The organism is Halomonas sp. GFAJ-1 (assembly GCA_002966495.1).
In the GTDB taxonomy this organism is placed as follows: domain Bacteria; phylum Pseudomonadota; class Gammaproteobacteria; order Pseudomonadales; family Halomonadaceae; genus Vreelandella.
Genome location: CP016490.1, coordinates 1,490,360 through 1,513,778 on the forward strand (window position 1 = coordinate 1,490,360; position 23,419 = coordinate 1,513,778).

The 23,419-nt window shown below is 54.0% G+C and carries 16 protein-coding genes; 11 read left to right on the top strand and 5 right to left on the bottom strand.

From position 1 onward, the window contains the following. Positions 1–358 precede the first annotated feature (358 nt). From BB497_06805 to BB497_06830, 6 genes are all read left to right on the top strand, one after another. Positions 359–3,031, top strand: a complete 2,673-nt coding sequence (locus tag BB497_06805) for a pyruvate dehydrogenase (acetyl-transferring), homodimeric type (GenBank protein ID AVI62434.1) — start codon at positions 359–361, stop codon at positions 3,029–3,031. Positions 3,032–3,089: 58 nt separating this feature from the next. Then, positions 3,090–5,108: a dihydrolipoyllysine-residue acetyltransferase gene (locus BB497_06810; protein ID AVI62435.1), complete on the top strand. Its 2,019-nt coding sequence runs from the start codon at positions 3,090–3,092 to the stop codon at positions 5,106–5,108. 239 nt (positions 5,109–5,347) lie between these two features. Next, positions 5,348–6,001 carry an adenylate kinase gene (locus BB497_06815; protein ID AVI62436.1) on the top strand — a complete coding sequence of 218 codons (654 nt, stop codon included), beginning with the start codon at positions 5,348–5,350 and terminating at the stop codon, positions 5,999–6,001. Positions 6,002–6,112: 111 nt separating this feature from the next. Further along, a complete protein-coding gene (locus BB497_06820) occupies positions 6,113–6,811 on the top strand; it encodes a tRNA N6-adenosine(37)-N6-threonylcarbamoyltransferase complex dimerization subunit TsaB (GenBank protein ID AVI62437.1) in 699 nt (232 codons plus the stop codon). Beyond that, on the top strand, positions 6,808–7,533 hold the full coding sequence (locus tag BB497_06825; protein AVI62438.1) for an rRNA methyltransferase: 726 nt from the start codon (positions 6,808–6,810) through the stop codon (positions 7,531–7,533). Before BB497_06820 ends, BB497_06825 begins: the two co-directional genes overlap by 4 nt. A 28-nt stretch (positions 7,534–7,561) precedes the next feature. Then, positions 7,562–8,683, top strand: coding sequence for a cardiolipin synthase B (locus BB497_06830; GenBank protein AVI62439.1), 1,122 nt, complete (start codon positions 7,562–7,564; stop codon positions 8,681–8,683). A gap of 14 nt (positions 8,684–8,697) precedes the next feature. Here BB497_06830 and BB497_06835 read toward each other — a convergent pair whose 3' ends face one another. After that, on the bottom strand, positions 8,698–9,372 hold the full coding sequence (locus tag BB497_06835; protein ID AVI62440.1) for a YgfB and YecA protein: 675 nt from the start codon (positions 9,370–9,372) through the stop codon (positions 8,698–8,700). Positions 9,373–9,463: 91 nt separating this feature from the next. On the opposite strand from BB497_06835, the gene BB497_06840 reads away from it, so the two are divergent. The 3 genes from BB497_06840 to BB497_06850 all read left to right on the top strand — a co-directional run bounded on the left by BB497_06840 (position 9,464) and on the right by BB497_06850 (position 13,130). Further along, positions 9,464–10,006: a metallopeptidase gene (locus BB497_06840; protein AVI64286.1), complete on the top strand. Its 543-nt coding sequence runs from the start codon at positions 9,464–9,466 to the stop codon at positions 10,004–10,006. Positions 10,007–10,181: 175 nt separating this feature from the next. Continuing rightward, positions 10,182–12,131 (top strand): acetate--CoA ligase, encoded by a 1,950-nt coding sequence (locus BB497_06845; GenBank protein AVI62441.1) that lies wholly within the window; start codon positions 10,182–10,184, stop codon positions 12,129–12,131. A 336-nt stretch (positions 12,132–12,467) separates the two neighbouring features. Next, the gene (locus tag BB497_06850) at positions 12,468–13,130 is read left to right on the top strand and encodes a DNA-binding response regulator (GenBank protein AVI62442.1); all 663 of its coding nucleotides are present in this window, start codon (positions 12,468–12,470) and stop codon (positions 13,128–13,130) included. Between the two features lie 107 nt (positions 13,131–13,237). Here the strand turns inward: BB497_06850 and BB497_06855 are convergent, their stop codons facing one another. From BB497_06855 to BB497_06870, 4 genes are all read right to left on the bottom strand, one after another. Further along, entirely contained in the window at positions 13,238–17,179 is a 3,942-nt protein-coding gene (locus BB497_06855; protein ID AVI62443.1) for a hybrid sensor histidine kinase/response regulator, read from the bottom strand. 231 nt (positions 17,180–17,410) lie between these two features. After that, entirely contained in the window at positions 17,411–17,920 is a 510-nt protein-coding gene (locus BB497_06860) for a hypothetical protein (protein AVI62444.1), read from the bottom strand. Between the two features lie 107 nt (positions 17,921–18,027). Continuing rightward, positions 18,028–19,869 (bottom strand): cation acetate symporter, encoded by a 1,842-nt coding sequence (locus BB497_06865; GenBank protein AVI62445.1) that lies wholly within the window; start codon positions 19,867–19,869, stop codon positions 18,028–18,030. A 6-nt stretch (positions 19,870–19,875) separates the two neighbouring features. Continuing rightward, positions 19,876–20,136 (bottom strand): hypothetical protein, encoded by a 261-nt coding sequence (locus BB497_06870; GenBank protein ID AVI62446.1) that lies wholly within the window; start codon positions 20,134–20,136, stop codon positions 19,876–19,878. A 744-nt stretch (positions 20,137–20,880) separates the two neighbouring features. Between BB497_06870 and BB497_06875 the strand changes: the two genes are divergently transcribed. Continuing rightward, positions 20,881–22,698, top strand: coding sequence for a cyclic nucleotide-binding protein (locus BB497_06875; protein ID AVI62447.1), 1,818 nt, complete (start codon positions 20,881–20,883; stop codon positions 22,696–22,698). A 5-nt stretch (positions 22,699–22,703) separates the two neighbouring features. Beyond that, positions 22,704–23,354, top strand: a complete 651-nt coding sequence (locus BB497_06880; GenBank protein ID AVI64287.1) for a DNA polymerase III subunit epsilon — start codon at positions 22,704–22,706, stop codon at positions 23,352–23,354. Positions 23,355–23,419 lie beyond the last annotated feature (65 nt).

Genomic DNA, 23,419 nt, shown 5'->3' on the forward strand with positions numbered 1-23,419 from the left:
TAAAACAAACGGTAGTTTGGCTACATTTTTGCGCGCCAATTAGCTGCGACTAAAGCATGGTTTTTTCCTTATGTTGCGGTGCAGTAGTTTGTTTTCGATGGACTTTTCCCTTGTGTTGGAATTGGCAGAGTGCCTGCTTTGCGGTATCTTCGCATATACAAAAGGCTAACTTTTACGACATTTTTGTAGCTTTACTACATTTAAAAGCATGTAGCTTATTGAATGTAGAACGAAAATCCCTGCACGACGCACATGCGTCGGCTGTTTATTGGCTTGTGGTGGCTAAACACCGCAGCTGCCCCAGGCCCCTTGGGTTAGCGGGGCTCATTGTCATTTATCGTCATTCGGAGAGACCTCTATGAGTCTGGAGACAAGAGAAGATCTCGATACAGTCGAAACCACGGAGTGGCTGGACTCCCTGGAATCGGTACTGGATCGTGAGGGCGAAGATCGTGCCCGTTACCTGATGACCCGCCTGGCGGATCGCCTGCGCCGGGATGGGATGAAGGTACCCTTCTCGGTGACGACCCCGCACCGCAACACGATTCCGGTTCACCGCGAAGCGCCCATGCCTGGCGATTTGTTCATGGAGCGTCGTATCCGCTCTTTGATTCGCTACAACGCCATCGCCCAGGTGATTCGTAACAACCGCGCTAACCCGGGTCTGGGTGGCCACATTGCCAGCTTCATGTCATCAGCAACGCTTTATGACGTTGGCTTTAACCACTTTTTCCGCGCCGCTAAGGATGACTTTGCGGGCGACCTGATTTACATCCAGGGGCACGTGGCGCCGGGCATCTATGCGCGCTCCTACCTGGAAGGGCGCCTGTCGGAAGAGCAGATGGACAAGTTCCGCCGCGAAGTTGACGGCGATGGCCTCTCCTCGTACCCGCACCCGTGGCTAATGCCGGACTACTGGCAGTTCCCCACCGTCTCCATGGGCCTTGGCCCCATTCAGGCGATCTACCAAGCCCACGTGATGAAGTACCTGCATCACCGTGAGCTGAAAGACATGCACGACCGCAAGATCTGGTGCTTCATGGGCGACGGCGAGTGCGACGAGCCGGAATCTCTAGGCGCGATTTCCCTGGCCGGCCGTGAGAACCTCGACAACCTGATCTTCGTGATCAACTGTAACCTGCAGCGCCTGGACGGCCCGGTCCGCGGTAACTCCCGCGTGATGGACGAGTTCGAAGGCGTGTTCCGCGGCGCCGGTTGGAACGTGATCAAGGTGGTCTGGGGCCGTCACTGGGACCCGCTGTTCGAGAAGGACAAAAAGGGCGTCCTGCAAAAACGCATGGACGAAGCGGTCGACGGCGAGTACCAGAACTACAAGGCCAACGGCGGCTCCTACACCCGTGAACACTTCTTCGGCAAGTACCCCGAAACCGAAGAAATGGTCAAAGACCTCTCCGATGAGGATATCTGGAAGCTCAACCGTGGTGGCCACGACCCGTTCAAGGTCTACGCGGCCTACCATGAAGCGGTTAACCAGACCAACGGCAAACCCACGGTCATTCTGGCGCACACCGTTAAAGGCTACGGTATGGGCAGCGGCGATGGCGAAGCAGCCAACGAAGCGCACCAGGTTAAAAGTATGGAGTACGAGGCGCTGCGTAAATTCCGCGATCGCTTTGGCATTCCGCTCACCGATGAACAGCTTAAAGACGTGCCCTACTACAAGCCGGAAGAGGACTCCCCCGAGCTTAAGTACATGCACCTGCAGCGTGAGCGCTTGAATGGCTACCTGCCAAGCCGCCGTAGTGATTTTGACGCGCTGGAAATACCGGCCCTTGAAGATAAAACGTTTGCCTCGCAAATGGGCGGCTCCAAAGGCCGTGAAGTCTCCACCACCATGGCGTTTGTGCGGATTCTCAATGGCTTGGTGAAGGATAAGGCCCTTGGCAAGCTGGTCGTGCCGATCATCCCTGATGAAGCGCGTACTTTTGGTATGGAAGGCATGTTCCGTCAGTTAGGTATTTATACCGCTGAAGGCCAGAAGTATGAGCCGGTGGATAAAGGCCAGATCATGTACTACCGCGAGGACCAGAAAGGTCAGGTCCTTGAAGAGGGTATTACTGAAGCGGGCGCCATGTCTGCCTGGATCGCTGCGGCGACCTCCTACAGCAACAACCACGTGACGCTGCTGCCGTTCTACATCTACTACTCGATGTTTGGCTTCCAGCGCATTGGTGATTTGGCCTGGGCCGCCGGCGACCTGCAGGCCCGTGGCTTTATGGTCGGTGGCACTGCCGGGCGCACCACGCTCAACGGTGAAGGCCTGCAGCACCAGGATGGTCACAGCCTGATTCAGGCATCGACCATCCCCAACTGCCGCAGCTACGACCCGACCTATGCTCATGAAGTGGCGGTTATCGTTCAGGATGGTCTGAAGCGCATGTTCACTGACAAAGAGAACTGCTTCTACTACCTGACGGTGATGAACGAAAACTACGAGCACCCCGCACTGGAAAACGTACCCGCCGACGATATCGTCAAAGGTATGTACCTGCTCAACGAAACCCAGGGTGACAAAGGTCGCGTTCAACTGCTGGGCTCCGGCACTATCCTGCGCGAAGTCGAAGCGGCCGCCGAGCTTCTGGCCAACGACTGGGGCATTGGTGCTGACATTTGGAGCGTCACCAGCTTTAACGAGCTGCGCCGCGAAGCGCTGCTGCTGGAGCGCGAAGCCTTCTTGAACCCCGATGACGAGGCCGCCAAGCCCCACGTCACGAAGTGCCTGGAAGGCCGCGATGGCCCGGTCATTGCCTCCACCGACTACATGAAGCTGTATGCGGATCAGGTGCGCGCTTGGGTACCGGGTGACTACACTGTTTTGGGTACCGATGGCTTTGGTCGTTCGGATACCCGCGAGAAGCTGCGTTACTTCTTCGAAGTTGACCGCTACTTCGTAACGGTAGCAGCACTGAAGGCGCTGGCTGATCGTGGCGAGCTTGATCGCAAGCACGTCGGCGAGGCGCTGAAGAAGTACGGCATTGATGCCAACAAGCCCAACCCGCTGACCAGCTAAACCGCAGCCCGGCGGGCAGACGCCCGCCGGCTCGATCCGATTTGGAAGGAGCGCGACCTTGAGTAGCGAAATCATCAAAGTTCCCGATATCGGTGGCGATACCGATGTCGAAATCATCGAGATTGCGGTGTCAGAAGGTGACGTCATTGAAGCAGAAGACACCCTGATCACCCTAGAATCCGACAAAGCCAGCATGGACGTCCCCGCCCCGAAAGGCGGCAAGGTGCTCAAAGTGCTGGTCAAAGAAGGCGATACCGTCTCCGAAGGCGACGACATCGTTGAGCTGGAAGTTGAAGGCGGTGGCGAAGAGAAGCAAGAGACTTCGTCTGATAGCCAGCCTAAAGACGCGCCAGTAAAAGAAGATACACCTAAAGAAGCCTCTCAAGAGCAGAAGCCTGCGGCTAAAAAAGCAGCTGGTGGTAAGCAAACGGTTGATATTAAAGTGCCGGACTTGGGCGGCTCTGACAGCGTTGAAATTATCGAAGTCGCGGTCAGCGAAGGCGATGAGGTTAATGCCGAAGACACCCTGATCACCCTGGAGTCTGACAAAGCCTCCATGGACGTGCCGAGTCCTTACAGCGGTAAGATCGTGGCGTTCACCGTCAAAGAAGGCGACACGGTATCTGAAGGCGATGTCATCGGCAAGATGGAAATCGCCGGTGAAGGTGACGACGCAGAAGATGCTGCTGATGAGCAGACATCCAGCCAAGCCAGCAGCGAGCCACAAGCGGCTGAGCAGGATGACGAGCCAGAAGAAGCCGTTAGCGGCGAGCCAGAGCGCAAAGAGATTCGCGTGCCGGATCTTTCTGGCTCTGCGGACGTGCCGATTATTGAGATCGGCGTGGCCGCCGGTGACGAGATCAACGAAGAAGACCCGCTGATCACCTTGGAGTCTGATAAGGCCTCCATGGATGTGCCTAGCCCCTACAAAGGTAAGCTGATTGAGCTAACCGTAAAAGAGGGTGACACCGTCTCTGAAGGTGATGTGATCGGCTATATGGAAGTGGCGGGTGCCAAAAAAGCGGCGCCCAAAAAAGCGGCACCAGAAAAGGCCTCGCCAAGCAGCTCGCGGCAGTCGAGCGCTAAACCTTCTGAGTCTCCGGCGGGAACGCCTAGCCCGGAAGCGCAGATGGCGGCCCATAAGCCACGTGATGGCAAGCTGGTACACGCAGGGCCCGCGGTGCGTATGCTGGCCCGTGAGCTGGGTGTTGACTTGGAACTCGTCAAACCGAGTGGGCCAAAAGATCGCGTGGTTAAAGAGGATGTGCAGACCTATGTGAAGCAGGTTATTGCCAATCAAGGTAAAGCACAGCCTGGCGCGGCAGCTGCCACCGGTGGCGCTGGTATCCCGCCGATCCCGGAAGTCGATTTCAGCCAGTTTGGTGAGGTGGAAGAGAAGCCGATGGGTCGCCTGCTTAAAGCAGGGGCGACAAACCTGCATCGCAGCTGGCTCAACGTGCCCCACGTGACCCAGTTTGACGAAGCCGACATTACCGAGCTTGAAGCCTTCCGCAAAGCCATGAAGGCCGAAGTAGAAGCCCAGGGCGCAAAGCTCACGCCGCTGCCGTTTATGGTCAAAGCCTGTGCCTTTGCGCTGCGTAAGTTCCCCCAGTTCAACGTCAGCCTTAAAGGCGATGGTGAAACCCTGGTGTGGAAAAACTACGTGCATATCGGTATCGCGGTGGATACGCCGGACGGCCTGATGGTGCCTGTGGTGCGTAACGCCGATAAAAAATCCTTGGTTGAGATTGCTAAGGAGATGGCGGAGCTAGGCAAGAAGGCGCAAACCAAGAAACTTAAGCGTGATGACATGACCGGTGGCTGCTTCACCATTTCGAGCCTGGGCTCGATTGGTGGCACAGCATTTACGCCGATTGTTAATGCGCCGGAAGTAGCCATATTAGGCGTGTCGAAAGCGCAGATGAAGCCGGTCTGGGATGGTAGCACCTTCCAGCCGCGTTTAATGATGCCGCTGTCGCTCTCCTACGATCACCGGGCCATTAATGGTGCGGATGCGGCGCGCTTTACCGCCTTCCTGGCGGATGTGTTAACCGACATTCGGCGGTTATTGCTGTAAACGTTTTATGAAGCAAGTTACATGCGGCGCCCACTAGGGCGCCGCATGTATTTATAGCCACCCGATTTGCCAGAAAAGTAGGGGTTACCAAAGTACAAGGAGTCTCCACTTTACTGTTTTCGTTTAAAAAAATATTAAAAAAGCGTCTCTCAGGCTTTTGGAGAGTTGTGTCGCCTGAAAGGCACGGTTATTGTCGACTTATAATTTTATTCTATTGCCATCATTCAAGGAGCAGTGCCATGCGTTTAATCCTGTTGGGTGCCCCCGGCGCGGGGAAGGGAACTCAAGCTCAGTTTATTTGTGAGCAGTATAAGATTCCCCAAATTTCCACCGGGGATATGCTGCGTACGGCTATCAAGGATGGCACTGAACTGGGCCTGAAAGTAAAAGAGATTATGAATAGCGGTGGTCTTGTATCAGACGACATCATCATTGATCTGGTTAAAGAGCGTATTAGCCAGCCCGACTGCGCCAATGGCTTTCTGTTCGACGGCTTCCCCCGCACGATTCCCCAGGCCGACGCCATGAAAGAAGGCGGCGTTAAGCTTGACCACGTGCTGGAAATTGCGGTTCCCGATGAAGAGATTGTTAACCGCCTAGCCGGTCGCCGCGTACACCCGGCATCAGGACGCGTGTATCACGTTGAGCACAACCCGCCTAAAGAGCAGGGTAAAGACGATGTCACGGGTGAGATGCTGATTCAGCGTGAGGACGATCAAGAGTCCACCGTGCGTAATCGCCTATCGGTATATCATGACCAAACCGCTCCGTTAGTCGACTACTATCAGCAGTGGGCCAAAGAAGATCCACAAACCGCTCCCCAGTACCACCGTGTTGAGGGGATTGGCAGCGTTAATGATATTACTCGCCAAGTAAAAGAAGCGCTAAATTAAGCAATACCTGCCCTTTGATAGTCAGCTGGTGGCCCGCTTTATGTGGGCCATCGTCGTTAAGGCTGTGCAGAGGTATAATGCCCCTCTATTTCTACTGAGTGCGACACTGCTATGCCATCACTCCTACTCGCGCTGGATGCCTCCTCTAGCGCCTGCTCAGCCGCGCTAATACGCCAGCAGGGATCGCAGCGTGAATGTATAGCGCGGTATGAACTAACCCTTCGTGCCCACACGCGCCGACTGATGCCCATGGTGGATGACGTATTAGCAGAGGCGCAAGTTTCTCCCCAGCAGCTAGATGCGGTAGCGTTTGGGCGGGGACCCGGTTCGTTTACGGGTTTGCGCATCGCAGCAGGCACCGCCCAAGGGTTAGCATTTGGTTTAGATTGCCCGCTGATGGGGGTTTCAACGCTGGAAGCCTTAGCCTTGCAGGCCCATCGTCGCTATCACTTCCGTCATCTTGTTACAGCGCTCGATGCGCGGATGGGTGAAGTCTATGTGGCTACCTGGCACTGTTTAAACGATAGCGTCAGCCGTCAAAGTGATGAGGCCGTATTGGCGCCGGAAAGGGTGCACCTGCCCCCAGGTGAAACCGACTGGGTAGGCGTTGGTTCAGGGTTTACCTTATGGGAGCAGTTCACTACCGAGGTCCAAGCAAGCATGACTCAGCACCTTAATGATCTTGAGCCGCGAGCCGAAGAGATGGCATGGCTTGGGATACGTGACCTGGAGGCTGGCTTGGGGCAGGCGGCCCACGAAGCTCAGCCGGTTTATCTACGTAACGATGTGGCTTGGAAAAAGCCTGCATGAGGTCTGACGAATGGCACGCACTGCCTGAAGCGTTGGTGCTACCTTCGGGGCTTACATTAGCCCAGCACCAAGGCCAGTTAGCGCTTGTAGGCAGTGAAGGGCAGTATGGCAAGCCGCTCAGCGTTGACTTTGTCGCAGGCAAAGCCGCGCATCGACGCCAGTTTGGGGGCGGCCGGGGGCAGTTAGTGGCTAAAGCCTGTGGCTTAGCCAAAGGCGTTACGCCCAGCGTGGTGGATGCCACGGCGGGGCTAGGGCGGGATGCGTTTGTGCTGGCAAGTTTAGGTGCACAGGTGCTGCTAATCGAGCGGGTGGCGGCGATAGCCGCGCTGCTTCACGATGGCCTTGCTAGGGCGGCGCAAGCGGCAGAGACCGCCTCTATTGCGGCGCGCATGCAGTTGCGCCATGGTGACGCAGCCAATACCCTGGCCGAGCTTGTGGCTAGTGCTAGTTTCGACCCGCAGGTTATCCATCTTGATCCGATGTTTCCCCACCGGGAAAAGTCCGCGTTGGTAAAAAAAGAGATGCGCCTGTTTCGTGAGCTGGCGGGTGATGATGATGACGCCCCTCGGCTGCTGGAAGCCGCGCTTGATGTAGCGACACATCGTGTCGTGGTTAAGCGGCCCCGCAAGGCGCCGCCGATTGCCGGGCCTGCCCCTCAGCATACCCTTGAAGGGAAAACCAGTCGCTACGATCTTTATGTGCACCGTTCGCTAACCCGCTAACATTTATTTACTCAAAAAAGGAGCTTGTATGCAGCATGTGTGGCGAGAAGGGAATCGCGTTACCCTGCTGCCGGAGGCGTCGTGCTTTCTGCCGGCCATGTTTGATGCAGTCAGCCAGGCAAGATACTACGTGCTGGTTGAGCTGTATCTCATGGAGTCGGGTAAGCTTGCCGACCAAGTATGTGATGCGCTTATTGGTGCCGCTCAGCGGGGGGTGAAAGTCTATCTATTGCTGGATGGGTATGGTGCCATGGGCTTGGGTCGCCCGGAGCGTACCCGTTTGCAGCAGGCAGGTATCCAGCTACGCCTTTTCAACCCTATAGGCTTTCATTCCCTAGCCCGTAACTTAAGCCGTGATCATCGAAAAATTGTGGTGGTAGACGGTGAGGTTGCCTTTACCGGTGGCTTTGGGGCGGTGGATGAGTTCTTGGATGCTTGGTACGAAATTGCGGTGCGTATGGAAGGCCCGGTAGTGGCGGATTGGGAAAAGTTATTTCGCCGCCTATGGCGCTCACGATTAACCCGGGCAGAGAAAGGTAATTTAACGACAGCAGGGCTTGTTACTCAGCGGTCGCCTGAACGTTATGCTGATGGTGTTAAGGGGCGGGTGGTGTCGGCCAGAGGGTATCGCTATCAGGCCATTCGTCACTCACTGTATGGGCGAGTCAGCGAGGCCAGCGAGCGCCTGTGGCTCTGTACCCCCTATTTTGTGCCCACTTTTTCGCTGCGACGCAGACTTGCCCGCGCGGCTCGTCGAGGAGTCGATGTTCGCTTGCTACTGCCAGGCAGCGAGCATGACCACCCCGGCGTGCGCTACGCCGGGCAGCGTTACTATCAGGCGCTCCTCAAAGCAGGCGTGCGAATTTTTGAATTCCAACCCACTTTTATCCACGCTAAGTTTGTGCTGGTTGATAACTGGGTCAGCGTGGGATCATGCAACTTCGATCACTGGAACCTGCATTGGAATCTTGAAGCGAACCAAGAGTTGGAATCCGAAACGGCAGCCAATGACGTAGGTGCGCTGTTTGAGCGTAATTTTGCCGTCAGTCAGGAAGTGGATGCTGCTGCTTGGGCCGCGCGCCCCTGGGGGCAGCGCGCCCGTGAGTGGATCTATGGCCTGTTGAATGCCATGGTCACCCGTCTTAAATAAAAGCTTTAAAAGGCTTACTTGCGCTTTTTGCCTTTGGCTGGGGTTTTCTTGCGCGGCTTGGGTTTGGTGGTTTCCGGCGGCACACGGTAGTGCAGGTAGAGGTCAAGCACTAGCTCGGGTAGTTGGGCAACTAAGGCCTCTTGGTTGGCTTGATCCTGCGCCATTTCTGCCATGTCGGGCTCATCTTCAAATAGCCCGGACAGCAGCATGAAAGGTAGCAGCAGGGTGGCCGCCGCTTCCTCGTCATCTTGGAACCAGGCGCTCTCATCGCTGAAGACGCCTTCCATAAAGCCAGCACACCAATCGCCAATCGGCGTCTCTTCAGCGGGTAGACCATCTAAGGTAAGCTCAAAGGGCAGCTCAGGTAAGCCGCCTTGCTCAAGCACTGCCATCGCGTTATCCCGCAGCAGTGTTAATAGGTGAATAATGCCGTCGCGTTCTGCCTCGTCGCGATAGTTAGGCTCACCCTGAAACAGCTCGGCTAGCCACTGGGCGGGCGGCAGCTCGCTTGGCGCCACGGCCAGGGCCACTAAAAAACCGTGGGCAGAAATCAGATCAAGCGCATCTTCGCCTACCTGCTCGGAATCTAAAAAGTCATCCAGCCTATCCAGCTGGTCATCCTCAAGCAGCGGCTGAGGCGGGGCGTTGTCGGGCGAATCTGTTGCTGGCACGTTATTGCGCTCTGCCATGGGGAGCCTCGTTTTATAAAGTCGTCTTTGTGAAAAAGATGCTGATCGGTAACAATCGTTTGCAACGTTATTAATGGCTAGTTTATCACTAATGAAGACCTCACCACTGCCCCCTTGGCCTGCAGAGCAATTGGCGGCCTTATCGGCTCAAGCGTTGCACAGCGCAGCCCAAGAGCGGGTGCACGAAGCGCTAGAGCGCTGTCGGGAAGTTTATCCAGAACTGCCTACGCCACGGGTATGGTTTGACCTAAAAGGTGCCTCAGCAGGCCAAGCGCACCTGGGGAAAGGGGGGCTTCGCTTCAACCCAGTACTGTTAGAAGGTAACCGCAGCGCCTTTTTTGACGACGTCATCCCTCATGAAATGGCACACTGGCTAGTCTTTCACTTGGCAAATGGGCCGCGTTTAAAGCCCCATGGCCGCGAGTGGAAGTCTGTCATGCATGATCTATTTGGTTTAGAGCCGAAAGTGACCCATCAGTTTGATATTAAGCACTCACAGGTTCGGCCTTATCATTACAGGTGTCATTGCCAATCTCACTATTTTACCGCTAGGCGTCACTCTTTAGTGTTAAAGGGGCGCCGTTATCGTTGTCGTGATTGTGCTCAGACCTTGGTCTACTGCACTATTGATTAACCTCTGATCAGTTTTAACCTTTTGTTTTTTATATTAAAAATGTTAATACCAATGTCTAAGAGGAAGCCTGCTCAGGTAGGTTTATGCTAGGTAAATATTAAACGGGTCGGTGCGACCAATAATAATGCCGACACCATTTTCCAGAGAGAGCATTTTCACGGACAGAGGCAATTTCATGAGCGAACATAAAAACGTCTATCCGGTACGCGATAGCTTCGCCGCCAGCGCATGGGCAGACAAAGATAAATATGCAGCCATGTATCAACAGTCGATGGACGACCCGGAAGGCTTCTGGGCCGAGCAAGCCAAGCGACTCGACTGGATTAAAGCGCCCACTAAGATCAAAAACACCTCCTTTGCACGTGAGAATGTCGATATCCGCTGGTTTGAAGATGGCCAGCTTAACGTCACTGCTAACTGCCTGGATCGCCATTTAGAAAAACGCGGCAATCAAACTGCGATTATTTGGGAAGGTGATAATCCCGACGACTCTAAACACATTAGCTACCGTGAGCTGTATGAGCGCACCAATCAGCTAGCCAATGGATTGAAGTCGCTGGGTATTAAGAAAGGCGATACCGTTACGCTGTATATGCCGATGATCCCCGAGGCAGCAGTGGCGATGCTGGCGTGTGCCCGTATTGGTGCCGTTCACTCTGTCATATTTGGCGGCTTCTCTCCTGATGCCGTTGCTCAGCGGGTTATTGGCGCTGATTCTAAGTTGGTGATTACCGCCGATGAGTCGGTACGTGGTGGTAAGCATGTGCCCTTGAAAGAGAACGTTGACTCGGCGCTGACGCGCGACGGCACCGACGTTTGTAAAAACGTTTTGGTTGTTAAGCGTACCGGTGGTGATATCGAGTGGCAGGAAGGCCGTGATATTTGGTTTGATGAGCTAGTCGACAAGCAGTCCACCGAGTGCCCAGCGGAAGCCATGGGCGCGGAAGATCCGCTGTTTATTCTGTATACCTCTGGTTCTACCGGCGCGCCTAAAGGTTTGAAGCACACTACTGGTGGCTACCTTACGTACGCTGCGATGACTCACCAATACGTTTTTGACTACCAAGAAGGCGAAGTGTACTGGTGTACGGCTGACGTGGGTTGGGTGACAGGTCACAGCTATATTGTATATGGCCCGCTTGCTAACGGGGCGATTACGTTGATGTTTGAAGGGGTGCCGAGCTACCCAACCCACGGCCGCATGGGTGAAATTGTTGATAAGCACCAGGTCAATATTCTTTATACAGCACCCACCGCCGTTCGCGCCCTGATGGCCCATGGCGATAACGTGATGGATTCGAGCAAGCGCGACTCGCTGCGTCTGTTGGGCTCGGTGGGTGAGCCGATCAACCCGGAGGCCTGGGAGTGGTTCTACCGCGTCATTGGTAACGAGAAGTGTCCTATCGTGGATACCTGGTGGCAGACGGAAACCGGTGGCTTCATGATTGCGCCGCTGCCTGGCGCCATTGATCTAAAACCAGGCTCAGCCACGGTACCTTTCTTTGGTGTGAAGCCAGCGCTGGTCGATAATGAGGGCAATCAGCTAGAAGGTGCCGCCGAGGGTAACCTCGTCATTCTGGACTCCTGGCCAGGCCAGGCGCGCTCTATTTGGGGCGACCATGAGCGTTATGTCCAGACCTATTTCTCAACCTACGATGGCATGTACTTTACTGGTGATGGCTGCCGCCGTGATGAGGATGGTTACTACTGGATCACCGGCCGCGTGGACGACGTTCTCAACGTTTCGGGCCACCGCATGGGTACCGCTGAAATCGAGTCCTCGCTAGTCGCGCACTCTGCGGTAGCTGAAGCAGCGGTCGTGGGCTTCCCACACGATATTAAAGGCCAGGGCATCTACATTTACGTAACCTTGAATGGCGATGTCGATCCTACTGACGAACTGAAAAAAGAGCTAACGCAATGGGTGCGTAAAGACATCGGCCCCATTGCCTCGCCGGACGTCATTCAGTGGGCGCCTGGTTTGCCCAAAACGCGTTCAGGTAAAATTATGCGTCGTATTTTGCGCAAGATTGCCGCTAATGAGTGCGACGGCCTCGGGGATACCAGCACACTGGCAGACCCGTCGGTAGTTGATGACCTGATTGAGCATCGCGCTAATCAGTAGCGCTGAGTGCCCCTGTCGGTTAGCGGCAGGGGCATGCTTTTCAACGACATTGTTGTCCCACGACAATGTTTTCCAAAGACAATATCTTCCAACAGATATGTTTTTCAACAACAGAGTTAAGCGTTTGCTATGCTGTATCAGACTCAATACGCTAATTCGTAGCAGTGCCGGCCGTGGAGCCGGCACTGCTGTTTTTAGTTGGATAACCGACAGATAACAAATTGTGCATGTGATGCTTGGGCATGACGAAGCCCATGGGGTACCATGCTTCAACCGTAAGAGCCTAGCGTCGCGGCGGCAGGCAACCCCGCTGCTCGAGGAACCGGAGGAATATCCATGGCAGTAGCCCATAAGTTTATCGTCGCTGACGACCATCCACTGTTTCGTGCAGCGCTCACCCAGGCGTTACGCCAGTTGGCCCCTCAGGCTGAGATTGTCGAAGCCGATACGATGGCGGCCACCAATGAAGTTGTGAATCGCCATCCCGATGCCGATTTGATTTTGCTGGATTTACATATGCCTGGCGCCCACGGCTTCTCAGGCTTGATTCAGCTGCGTGGCCAGATGCCGGATATTCCGGTCGCCGTTGTATCGGGAAGCGATGAGCCCTACGTCGTGCGTCGTGCTATCGACTATGGTGCGTCTGGGTTCATTCCTAAGTCTTCCTCTCTACAGCTAATCGCGGAAGCAGTAGGAGAGATTCTGCAGGGTGAAGTATGGCTGCCCGAAGCGTTAGCCAATGTATTGGAAGAGACCAGTGAGGAAGAGTCGCGCTTTGCTGAAGCGATCGCTTCGCTAACGCCACAGCAGTTTCGCGTGCTCAATATGTTAACCGAAGGCCTGTTGAACAAGCAGATCGCCTACGAGTTGAGCGTTTCTGAAGCAACGATTAAAGCCCACGTGACCGCTATTTTACGTAAACTGGGCGTGCACTCGCGCACTCAGGCGGTTATCGCCGCGCAAAAACTTGAAGTAGAACCGCCCAAAGTCGAGTCGTAACACGCTTTAGGTAGTTGTTTGGCGCCGCGCTTATGGCAACATAAGCGCGGCGCTGTCGTTAATAAAGAGAGCTATCACTGGCTATTTGTTCGATGCTTGCTGTGCATCTAGTTAGCGGCTCGGCTTGCTTGAAGCGTGCGTGTTAACAGGGCACGCAGCGCTGCAGGCTTAACCGGCTTCAAGAGCAGCTGATAGCCCGCTCGCTTAATTTCTTCAGCCACCGCTTCGGTGCGGTCCGCCGTAATCACAATCCCTGGTACGGCGCTCGTAAGCCGATCGCTTAGGGCTTCCAGCGCCATCAAGCCCGTCACTTCGTTATCCAGGTGATAGTCGGCCAGTATCGCGTCGGGGTCGCCATCCATATTGCGCAGGATCGATTTAGCCCCGCCAATACTGGTGGCGGTAAATACTTCGCACCCCCAGCCGCTGAGCATGGCGGTCATGCCTTCAAGTATTAACGTTTCGTTGTCGATACATATAATGCGAGTACCCGCCAGCTTATTGCCACCACGGCGCCCCTGAGGCTCTTGATCGGTGGGTACCGTTTCACGTGCTGCCACGATAGGCACGCTGACTGCAAAAACGGTGCCGACACCTTCCCAGGAGCGTACCTTAATGGGGTGGTCGAGCACCCGGCTCATACGGTCGGCAATGGAGAGCCCTAACCCCAATCCTTTTTCACTCTCTTTATGGCGCGATACCTGATCCAAGCGGCGAAATTCTTGGAAGATTTCCGATAGTTTAGATTCAGGAATGCCGGGGCCGCTGTCCCAAACCTCAATAGAGAGGCGGTCTCCGTAGCGACGGCAGCCCAGCAATACCCGCCCTTCCTGGGTATAGCGGATCGCGTTGGAAAGGAAGTTTTGCACAATACGCCGCAGCATTTGCGGGTCAGAGTCGACCCATTGTTGAGTCGGCACGACGTTGAGGTCCAAACCACGGTCATCAGCCATCACCTCAAACTCAGCCCGCAGCGGGCGGATAATATCCGCTAGGGCAAAGTGGCTGCGCCGGGGAGTGAGCGCACCGGCATCCAGTTTGGAAATATCCAGCAGAGTACCGAGTAGCTCTTCAGCGGCCTGGAGAGAATTATCAATATGCCCGACGGTGCGTTGGGTATCGCTAGTAGTAACGTTTTGCATTAACGCAGAGGTAAATAGGCGTGCAGCGTTTAGTGGCTGAAGCAGGTCGTGGCTGGCGGCGGCCAAAAAGCGTGTTTTAGAGGCATTCGCATCTTCGGCTAGCTGCTTGGCTTGGCGTAGTGCCTGCTCGGCCTCCGCTCGCACGCGGTTCTCCTGACGTAGCGCCGCGTTCGCCTCAGACAACGCCTGGGTGCGTTCACGTACGCGTTCCTCGAGGGTTTCGTTGGTTTCTTTAAGCGCAATTTCAGCTTGGCGCCGCTCGGTAATATCTTGATAAAGCGCAAAAAAACCTAGAATCGACTGGCTATCGCCAAAGTGGGGCGTATAGGTCACCAACATATAGCGCATTGCATCGTTAACGCGCATCGAGACTTCAAAGCTGACACGCTCTCCTGCCAGTGCGCGTTTCACCCAAGGCAGGCGCTCTTCGGCTTGCTTTACGGGCAGTACGTCTTCATAGCGTCGCCCAATGACGGCATTACGATCAATGTTAAACGCCTGCTCGTAGGCACGGTTAGTAAAGAGGTAGCGGCACTCTTTATCGAAGTAGGCGATTAACGCGGGCACATTGTCGGTGTAAATGCGGATATTGTTTTCAGAGCGGATCAACGCCTCTTCGATACGCTTTTGCTGGGTGATGTCTTGGTAGGTATAGACAAACCCACCGCCGGGCATCGGGTTGCCCTGAACCTCCAGTACGCTGCCGTCCTGGCGGTAGCGCACGTAGCGGTGGGGCTGGCCATCGCGAATATTATCCATCAACAGTTGAACGTGCTCTTCGGGATCGCCTGGGCCGTACTCGCCGCTGTGGGCGTTATAGCGGAAAATGCGATCCATGGGTGCACCTACCCGGATCAAATGGTCAGGGAAGCGGAATAACTCTAAATATCGCTGGTTCCACACGACTAGCCTGAGGTTCTGGTCAACAACGCTAATGCCTTGATTGATATTCTCAATAGTGGCCTGGAGCAGGGCTCGGTTAAATTCCAGTACCTGGGAGGCTTCATCAACGATGGAAATAACATCAGAAATCCCAATGCCGCGTCCTTGAAGCGCTGAGTTGACAACGATCCGCGCCGAGGAGGCGCCTAAGACCGAAGCCAAAAAACGCTCGGTAAACTGGATAACGTCAATCGAAGCGCGGGTGCCTTCGTCCAGCGGTTTACCTGCCCGGCGTGCATAATCTTCAAAGGCGCGATCAACCTGGCCAGCACCTAGAAAGCGTTCACAAAGCACTTTTAAGTCGCCTACCGTGGTGGCCCCCGTCCAGGGGCGGTTAACCGAGGTTTGACGGGTTTCGACGCTATCGACAAACAGCGATGCCTGGATACGCTCCACCACGCGCTGAGAAGTAATCTGTGAAACAAAAATGTAGCAAAACAGGTTAACGCCCAGTGAGAGCATTACCCCATGGGTAAAGGAGTCGCCTAGGTTTAGGCCAAACAGCGCCGTGGGTGATAGCCAAGTCAGTCCCAAAGGGCCGCCTGCTAACCAGTCCGAGGGTAGGACGCCAGCGCTAATCATGGCTGGCATGAGAAGGCTGTAGGCCCAAATGCCAAAGCCTGCATTCATGCCGACAATAACGCCTAAGCGGTTGCCCCGCTTCCAGTAAAGCCCGCCTATCAACGCGGGCGCAAATTGAGCGGCGGCTGCAAAAGAGAGCATGCCAATAGACGCCAGCGATGTGAATTCGGCGATCAGGTGGTAAAAGCCGTAAGCCATTGCTAGCACGGCCACAATGGTCAAGCGGCGAGCTCGTAACACGAGTCGGCCATAGTCACGGGCTTTGGTATCAAACCAGCGCAACCTGAAAAGGGCCGGAATGACGATCTCGTTTGAGATCATGATAGAAACGGCTACTGCCGCGACAATAACCATGCCGGTGGCAGCGGAAAAGCCGCCGATAAACGTTAGCAGCATCAACCACTCGTGCCCAGACGCCATTGAAAGTGCTAACACGTAGGTGTCTGGTTCTACACCGCTTTCAGAGAACAGCAGTAGACCCGCGGCGGCGAGCGGTACCACGAAAAACGCAATGGCGAGCAAATAGAGTGGAAACAGCCAGCGTGCTTTATTGGCATCGTCTGGGTGGATGTTTTCGACGACCGCTACATGAAATTGGCGTGGCAGGCAGAGAATTGCCAGCATGGCGAGTAGGGTTTGTGCCCAAAAGCTTTGGCCGAAATCCTGATTAGCCAACTGGCGCTGCAGTTCGAGCTGGCTTTCCGCATGGGCCATGAGTTCACCTAATCCACCAAACATGCCCCATGTGACAAACGCGCCTAGCACGAGAAATGCCGCGAGTTTTACCAGCGACTCAAAAGCTACCGCATGGATGAGCCCTTCATGGTGTTCCGTCGCGTCGGTATGGCGTGTGCCAAACAGAATAGCGAAAATCGCCATCACGACCGCTACGTAAAAGGCAGTATCGCCAAAGAGCGAGGTGTGGGTAATGTCCTGTGCATCGGTCAGCACGCTAAACGAGGTGGCGACGGCTTTAAGCTGAAGCGCGATATAGGGCAGGGTACCAATCAGGGCAACGAGGCTGGCAAAAGCGGCAAGGGATTGGGTTTTACCGTAGCGGGAAGCAATAAAGTCGGCGATTGAGGTGACGTTCTGATGCTTTGCCACGCGGATCATCTTGGCCAATACCGGCCAGAACAGCAGAAAAGTCAGGATCGGCCCGACAAAAATGCTGGCAAATGACCAACCAGCAGTGGCTGCTTGGCCAACTGCGCCGTAAAACGTCCAGGAGGTGCAGTAAATCGCCAACGCCAAGCTGTAGATGATTGGCCGACGGCGGCTGGCTCCGTGGGTGCGAGCGTGGCGGTCGCCAAACCAGGCAATACCAAACAGAATTGCGATATACAGCAGCGATACGGCAATCAGGGTTCCGCCATGAAACATATAATTCCCCATAAGCACTAGCCCGCTAGACGGGTTCGGTCAGATTCATGCCCCGCCGTAAGCTGGCGCGAAAGAACCTACCCTACGTAGTAAATACACGCTCTCGACATCCAAAGCGCTTGCCTAAAAAAAGAAAAGCGCCTGTTTTAGAGGTTAAAAGAGCTCAGTTTAGGGGAAAATCGCCACAGCGTCAGTGGGTACGGTGATGCCTCTATGTGATTCCTTGAGCATTTAGGAGCGGCATAGCGCCGTATAAATGCCTGAATCTTCGCGCAAGATACGTATAGAGTGCGTATCTAGTTCGCCAGCCACCGTATCCATGGGCACTAGTTCACGCGATGAGCAATTCAGTAAGTAGCCTTGAACCGTCACTGCATCAACATGATGACGTTCAAACTGATACAACATGAACTCTACAACCCGTGTCGGCGACTCGCTGATATGCACGCTATCGCGATCAATAACCGTAAATTTCGTGGTGATAGGAAAAGCAAACGTCCATGGCCGCCAAACGGCACTGCTGGTTTCGCTGGCGACGACCTCTGCTGAACTAGGCAGTTGCGCTTGCTTGTGCTCGAACCAGCTGTACTCCGTGGATACCTGATATCCCAGCATGCCTAAGCCACCAAAGACGGGTACGATCCACTTTGGAAGACGTTTGCCGCTCAATGTTCTAAGTAATAAACCAATACCCGCAGCGGCCAGGCCGGAAAAGACCGCGGCTACTAAGTGCCAAATCATAAAATATCCTTTCTAAAAGCCATCGGGCTTCCCTGAGGAAGCCCGATGGCAAGCTGTCATTCCGCGTCTCTATGGGCAGTATGCCTTATAGAAGGAATGATTATGACTTAGTGATCAATCGCTACACCAGCACCTTTCGGATAGCGGACGCTTTCCACCAGGTCTTGAATCTCCTGGGGAGGCTCTTCCGTTGCGCTAGAGACTGCAAATGCAACCGCAAAGTTGATCATCGCACCTACTGCACCAAAGGAGAGCGGGGAGATACCCAGGATCCAGTTATCCGGCGTGTTGGCCAGCATATTGGTGCCTGGAATAAACAGCCAGCCCAAGTAAGTGAAGATATACAGCAAGGTAGTGATAAGGCCCGCTAGCATACCTGCAATAGCCCCTTTGCTGTTCATACGCTTAGAGAAGATACCCATCATCAGCGCTGGGAACAGTGAGGCCCCCGCAATACCAAAGGCCAGTGCTACGGTTTGTGCTGCAAACCCTGGTGGGTTTAGGCCCAAGTAGGTTGCCAGCAGAATCGCGCCACCCATGGAAATACGCGCTGCAAGCATTTCACCTTTTTCAGAGATCTTCGGATTGATCATGGTTTTGATCAAGTCATGGCTAATAGCGGACGAGATAGCCAGCAATAGGCCTGCCGCGGTTGAAAGCGCCGCTGCAATACCGCCTGCTGCAATCAAGCCAATTACCCAGCCCGGCAGGTTAGCGATCTCGGGGTTAGCAAGTACCATGATGTCGTTGTTGACCTCTAGCTCGCTGCCAGACCAACCGAGTTCTGAGAAGTCTGCATTGTCATTGTACATCTGAATGCGGCCGTCATTATTGAGGTCGCGGAACTGAATCAGACCCGTTTCAGCCCACGTTACCATCCACTCAGGCACATCGGGGTGATTGGTCCACTCTTCGGCCAGTGCGTAGCCCTGAGCATCTGTTGTCGTGATTTCACCGTGCTGAATGGATGACTGTAGCGCTTCTTCGACATTTTCTACCTGACCAGCAAGATCTGGGTAGATAGTTGTCGTTAGGTTCAAGCGTGCCATGGAGCCAACCGCAGGTGCGGTGAGATACAGCAGTGCAATAAACACTAGCGCCCAGCCAGCAGACCAGCGTGCATCAGCTACTTTAGGCACCGTGAAGAAACGAATGATTACGTGGGGTAGACCGGCAGTACCAACCATCAGCGACAGGGTAAACAGCACCATGTTCAGCTTGTTGTCGACATCGGCGGTGTAATCTTGAAAGCCAAGAGCAACTACGACTTCATCTAGTTTTTCCAATAGCGGCACGCCGGATTCAGTATGTGTACTAAACATACCGAACATTGGAATTGGGTTGCCGGTAAGTTGCATGGCGATGAAAATTGCCGGAATAGTGTAGGCAATAATCAGAACAACGTACTGCGCTACCTGGGTGTAAGTGATGCCTTTCATGCCACCAAATACGGCATATAGGAAGACGATCAGTGCCGCAATCCAGATGCCCCAAGTATTGCTGACTTCCAGGAAGCGTGAGAACGCAACGCCAGCGCCGGTCATTTGACCGATAACGTACGTCACTGAAGCTACGATCAAGCAGACAATCGCCACAAATCGGGCGGTGTTGCTGTAGAAACGATCGCCAATGAAGTCGGGCACGGTAAACTTGCCGAACTTGCGTAGGTACGGAGCAAGTAGCATCGCAAGGATAACGTAGCCGCCGGTCCAGCCCATCAAGAAGCTAGAGTTGGCATAACCGCCGGAGGCTAGCAGACCAGCCATGGAGATAAACGACGCCGCTGACATCCAGTCGGCAGCCGTGGCCATACCGTTGGTGATCGGGTGAACGCCGCCGCCGGCGACGTAGAAATCTTTCGTGGAGCCGGCTCGCGCCCATATCGCAATCCCGATATAGAGCGCAAAGGAGGCGCCAACAAATAGTAAGTTAATTGCAAACTGGCTCATGCTGGCTTACTCCCCAAGGCCAAATTTTTCATCAAGTTTGTTCATCTTCCAGGCGTAGAAGAAGATCAAAGCGATGAAAGTCAAAATTGAGCCCTGTTGTGCAAACCAGAAACCCAGGTCAGTTCCGCCAACAGGTATGCCCGCCAGCAGTGGGCGAAAGAGGATAGCGCATCCATAAGATACGAACGCCCAAACCGCTAGGCATCCGAAAATTAAGCGGACGTTGGCTTTCCAGTATTCAGCAGCATTGGTTTTGTCGTCTGCCATTGTGTTGCTCTCCACTTGTGATTTTTAGGGTTGGAAAGTGAACTCAAAGTAGCGTGTGATTCATCAGGGCAATCGCACGAGGGAAACTGCTTTTTATTAAAAGTGACGTGTCAGCTTTGCGAGGCACGCCGCTCAATTATTCTTGCAGTGTTCCCCTTTTTAAACGCTAACCAAGAGTGACCATGTTGAGCCAAGTTAAGCGATTTAATTGGCACCTGGTAAAGCATTTGGTTAGTGAATTTGAGAACCCCGACTGCTTCACCGGTAATACTGGTCAATAAATGCAAAAAATAAATCCCAGACTTTGGTATCAGGTAGCTATGTAAGCGCTTTTGCATACGTTTTTATACGCAGAAATGCCTATTTTTTCTAGTTTTTTTGTTATTTTTTGATATTCATTTAAACATGATAGGACGATGGTCTATGGCTCGCTTAAAAGCAATGTTTGCTACCTTAAAAAAAGGTTTTTCTTAGTGTCGAAGTTGTTGCAATAAGGCGCTACTTTAGTCGCTAATAAAACGTCGATTCGACGTTAGCGGCATAGCTAAAGGTATAAGAAAGTGAGTAGATAAAATCTATATGGTCATTTTATAGTTTTAGCTTGTTTAAAGGTATGAGAGTTAAGAAATGCTGGCAAAGAAGCGCTAGTGAAAAAGGAGAGTGGCCAGGCGGGTGCGGTCGCTAGGTAATTAGGTTGCAGCGTCGTAGGGTACTTTATTTGCCTTTAGTAGAGTGAGGTCGCGCATGGTAGAGGTTGAGCTGTCCCAGCTGCCGTTTACACTGCTGGATGAAGAGGGGCGTGATTATGTTCGCCGTGGAGTAGACCTAGCCTACTTTGACCGAGATGAGATTATTTTAGAAACAGGGCAGGCGGGTGAGTCCATGTTTCTCATCCATAAGGGCGAAGTTGCCGAGATTGATCCTACGCTGCCAGCGTCTAGCGCGCGCATCGGCCACTACACGGCGGGCGATCTGTTCGGTGCTATCAGTATCCTAAATGGTAAAAGTCGTTACCGTTTTCAGGCCGAGCAAGAAAGCCTGTGCTACATCATGCCCAAAGCGCTGTTTTTGCAGCTATGTCGCCATTATCCTGACTTCGAAAACTTCTTTAAGCAGACGCTCTCCCACAAGACGCGCTTGCTGAGTGAAAAGCGCGCGGAAGGTGGCGTCACCATGGCCGGCTTTATGCTCGCTAAAGTAAGTGAGTGTATGCGTGAACCGTTGCTAATGGAGGCGACGGCCGATATTGCTAGTGCCGTTGCTCAGCTGAACGACAGCCATGCTGACAGCCTACTGGTCAAGACCCAGGGCAAGCATGGGATGGTTACCAAAACGGATTTGCTGAATGGCTTGGTGCTTGGCAATTGCACGAATGCTACGCCCGTTGAGGAAGTAGCCCATTTTTCCCTGGTGACTGTGACGCCAGATCAATACCTCTTTGAAGCCCTGGTGTTGATGACACGCCACAAGGTGGCGCGGGTTGTGGTGGTGGAGCAAGAGGCACTCAAAGGGGTTGTCGAGCTAACCGATGTGCTGAGCTACTTCTCCAGTCGTAGCTATGTGGTTAGCCTTCAAATTGAGCAGGCGAATGACTTAGAGGCGTTGGCAACGGCAAGTCAGCGCACCCCTGAGCTGGTAAAAGCCTTAATGGCCCAAGGGGTCAAGTTACGTTTTGCGATGGACCTCTTAGCCGCGCTCAATGGGCGCATTATGAGTAAAGCCTGGTCATTTACCGTTGATGAAGCTCACCATAACGATAGCTGCATGATGGTGATGGGAAGCGAGGGGCGTGGCGAGCAAATTCTCAAAACAGACCAGGATAATGGTCTGATTTTAGCGGATGACAGTCAGTGGCCTGACGTGGCCGAGCAAATGCAAACGCTGACGAAAACGCTTATTCAATTAGGTTACCCGCCGTGCCCCGGCAACATTATGGTGTCTAACCCCGAGTGGGTCGGGACAGTGTCTCAATGGAAAAAAAATATTGTGAAGTGGGCCAGTGCCCGGGATGGCGATAGCTTGATGAAGCTGGCGATTCTGCTTGATGCCCACGCAGTGGGTGGGAATCCCACGTTACTAGAGAGCGTGCGGGAAGAACTCTTTGAGCGCTGCTCCCGAGACGAGCTGCTGCTCTCTTACTTTGCCAGAACGGCCCTGCGTTTTTCGACACCGCTGACGCTCTTTGGCTCGCTGAAAAAGCCCCAGCACGGTATTGATATAAAAAAAGGCGGCATTTTTCCGATTGTGCATGGCGTGCGCACTATGGCGCTTGAGCGACGGATTAAGGCAACGTCGACGCTGGATCGTTTAGATGCCCTAGCGACGGATGGCCGGTTGGATCGTCGCTTCGCCGATGATTTGGGGGAGGCATTAGCGCTGTTTACAGAGCTGCGGCTAAAACAGCAGCTTCAAGAGTTGGATGGTGCGTCCGGTACGCGCACTAACCGTGTGGTCGTGCAGGAACTCTCCTCCCTTGAGCGCGATTTGCTTCGCGAAGCGATGCATATTGTTAAAGATTTCAAACAGCGCCTTTCCCACCGATATCATCTGGAGTATTCGTGAGCGGCATGCGATGGTTAGATCGACACGTGTCGCTATTCAGCGGCTCCCTGCGCACCCTCCTGCAGCGAGAAAGCGACCGCCGCCGGTGTGTTGGCTCTCCCTATGCATGGCTATTCCAGCCCTATATGGGGGAAGAGCAGGTGGCCCTTGCGTGTTATGCGTCTGCAGGTGAGCACCCGGTGATTAGTGTGGCAGCAGTGGTGCTGAGCCAGCGCCATGTTCAAACCAGCAGAGCCTGGGTTGCCACGATAGCGAACACCCGTAGCGCAAATGCCGCTACGCTTAGGCGCCATCAACACGTTTATGGTACGACCGTCGCTTTATCGCCCAATGCAGAGAATCTCGGGGCACTGGCTGAGTTTATTGGCAACCGGCCCTTAATAGGCTGGCAAATAGACCGCTCTCTTGATCAGCTAAATATGCAGTTCAAGGAGGCGCTTGGCTTCGGTTTGCCCAATGCGCAGGTGGATGTCGCCAAGCTTCATCATCGCCAGCTGCGACGTTTACACCCCCAGGTAGATATCGGCAACGACTTGGGCGAGGCGCTAGAGCGATGGCAACTGCCCGCAATGAACAGCCACGGGGTGCTAAGTGAAGCTGCTGCGAGTGCGCTGCTGTATATCCGTTTGCAGCGTGAGACTGCCCAGGTGGCTTAAACCCGCTGGGTTTCTGTTGGGTGGAGCTGTCGAGTATTGTTAGAATGGCCGCTGCTTTTTCTACC

What these genes read in the sequence shown, in the direction of transcription:
- BB497_06805 (AVI62434.1), top strand. Translation starts at nt 359, where the DNA reads ATGAGTCTGGAGACAAGAGAAGATCTCGATACAGTCGAAACCACGGAG.
- BB497_06815 (AVI62436.1), top strand. Translation starts at nt 5,348, where the DNA reads ATGCGTTTAATCCTGTTGGGTGCCCCCGGCGCGGGGAAGGGAACTCAA.
- BB497_06820 (AVI62437.1), top strand. Translation starts at nt 6,113, where the DNA reads ATGCCATCACTCCTACTCGCGCTGGATGCCTCCTCTAGCGCCTGCTCA.
- BB497_06825 (AVI62438.1), top strand. Translation starts at nt 6,808, where the DNA reads ATGAGGTCTGACGAATGGCACGCACTGCCTGAAGCGTTGGTGCTACCT.
- BB497_06830 (AVI62439.1), top strand. Translation starts at nt 7,562, where the DNA reads ATGCAGCATGTGTGGCGAGAAGGGAATCGCGTTACCCTGCTGCCGGAG.
- BB497_06835 (AVI62440.1), bottom strand. Translation starts at nt 9,372, where the DNA reads ATGGCAGAGCGCAATAACGTGCCAGCAACAGATTCGCCCGACAACGCC.
- BB497_06840 (AVI64286.1), top strand. Translation starts at nt 9,464, where the DNA reads ATGAAGACCTCACCACTGCCCCCTTGGCCTGCAGAGCAATTGGCGGCC.
- BB497_06845 (AVI62441.1), top strand. Translation starts at nt 10,182, where the DNA reads ATGAGCGAACATAAAAACGTCTATCCGGTACGCGATAGCTTCGCCGCC.
- BB497_06850 (AVI62442.1), top strand. Translation starts at nt 12,468, where the DNA reads ATGGCAGTAGCCCATAAGTTTATCGTCGCTGACGACCATCCACTGTTT.
- BB497_06855 (AVI62443.1), bottom strand. Translation starts at nt 17,179, where the DNA reads ATGTTTCATGGCGGAACCCTGATTGCCGTATCGCTGCTGTATATCGCA.
- BB497_06860 (AVI62444.1), bottom strand. Translation starts at nt 17,920, where the DNA reads ATGATTTGGCACTTAGTAGCCGCGGTCTTTTCCGGCCTGGCCGCTGCG.
- BB497_06865 (AVI62445.1), bottom strand. Translation starts at nt 19,869, where the DNA reads ATGAGCCAGTTTGCAATTAACTTACTATTTGTTGGCGCCTCCTTTGCG.
- BB497_06870 (AVI62446.1), bottom strand. Translation starts at nt 20,136, where the DNA reads ATGGCAGACGACAAAACCAATGCTGCTGAATACTGGAAAGCCAACGTC.
- BB497_06875 (AVI62447.1), top strand. Translation starts at nt 20,881, where the DNA reads ATGGTAGAGGTTGAGCTGTCCCAGCTGCCGTTTACACTGCTGGATGAA.
- BB497_06880 (AVI64287.1), top strand. Translation starts at nt 22,704, where the DNA reads ATGCGATGGTTAGATCGACACGTGTCGCTATTCAGCGGCTCCCTGCGC.